Annotated in this window: 1 protein-coding gene and 1 pseudogene; both read right to left on the bottom strand. The window is 68.6% G+C overall.

Annotation, left to right across the window (positions count from 1 at the left end; genetic code table 11):
• Positions 1–207, bottom strand: a pseudogene (locus I73_RS18275) (methylcrotonoyl-CoA carboxylase); the annotation flags it as partial.
• On the bottom strand, positions 204–1,462 hold a 1,259-nt coding region (locus tag I73_RS18270), incomplete at its 5' end, for an AMP-binding protein (protein WP_022981936.1). The pseudogene I73_RS18275 and the gene I73_RS18270, both read right to left, overlap by 4 nt.

Raw genomic sequence — 1,462 nt, 5'->3', positions numbered from 1 at the left:
AGGGCGTGTCCGGGTCCGCAGCATCTCCACCCGCTCGCGCGGCAGCAGCTTGCCGCGGGCCAGGTGCTTGGCACGGGCGGCCTCGCCGCCGCCCTGGGCAATGCGGGCCAGGCGGGTGTTGAGGTCGTCCACCAGCGCGCGCATGGCCAGGGCGTTGGCCCGGGCTTCCTCGCTGCGGGGGTTGAGCTGCGTCTTCAGCGTGGTCATGCGGTCTTGTCTTCCTGCAGTCCCAGCTCGGCCTTCATGGCCTCGCGGATCTTGAACTTCTGGATCTTGCCGGTCACCGTCATCGGGAAGGCCTCGACGAAGCGGATGTAGCGCGGCACCTTGTGGTGGGCGATCTGGCCCTGGCAGAACAGGCGGATCTCGTCCTCGGTCAGCGTCTGGCCGGGCTTGGGGATGATCCAGGCGCACAGCTCCTCGCCGTAGCGCTTGTCGGGGATGCCGACCACCTGCACGTCCTGCACCTTGGGGTGGCGGTAGAGGTATTCCTCGATCTCGCGCGGGTAGAGGTTCTCGCCGCCGCGGATCACCATGTCCTTGATGCGGCCGACGATGTTGACGTAGCCCTCGGCGTCCATCGTGGCCAGGTCGCCGGTGTGCATCCAGCCCTCCGCGTCGATGGCCTCGGCGGTCTTGGCCTCGTCGTCCCAGTAGCCGTGCATCACCGAATAACCCCGGGTGCACAGCTCGCCGGGCACGCCGATGGGCGTGACGGCGCCGGTGTCGGGGCTGACCATCTTCACCTCCAGGTGCGGCTGCACCCGGCCCACCGAGCCCACGCGCTTGTCCAGCGGCGTGTCGGTGGAGCTCTGGCAGCTCACCGGGCTGGTCTCGGTCATGCCGTAGGCGATGGTGACCTGCTCCATGTGCATCAGGTTCACCACGCGCTTCATCACCTCGATGGGGCAGGGCGAGCCGGCCATGATGCCGGTGCGCAGCGAGGACAGGTCGAACTCCGCGAAGCGCGGATGGTCCAGCTGGGCGATGAACATGGTGGGCACGCCGTGCAGGGCGGTGCAGCGCTCGGCCTGCACGGTCTGCAGCACGGCCAGCGGGTCGAAGCCGTCGTTGGGGTAGACGATGGTCGCGCCGTGGGTGATGCAGGCCAGGTTGCCCATCACCATGCCGAAGCAGTGGTACAGCGGCACCGGCACGCACAGCCGGTCCTCGGGGGTGAGCTTCATCGCCTCGCCGACGAAGAAACCGTTGTTGAGGATGTTGCGGTGGGTGAGGGTGGCGCCCTTGGGGAAGCCGGTGGTGCCGCTGGTGAACTGGATGTTGATCGGCTCGGTGGCCTTGAGCGTGGCGGCGATCTCGGCCACGCGGGCGTCGTCGGCCTGGCCCCGGGCCATCAGCTCGGAAAAGCGCAGCGTGCCCGGCACGTCCTCGCCCTGGCCGGCCACGTCGATCCACACCACCAGCTTGAGGTGGGGCAGGCGTAACGAGTCCAGCTCGCCCG

This window comes from Ideonella sp. B508-1, assembly GCF_000333615.1.
Taxonomy (GTDB): domain Bacteria; phylum Pseudomonadota; class Gammaproteobacteria; order Burkholderiales; family Burkholderiaceae_C; genus Ideonella.
The sequence above is the reverse complement of the archived record's forward strand: the minus strand, read 5'-3'. Positions and strand labels throughout refer to the sequence as shown.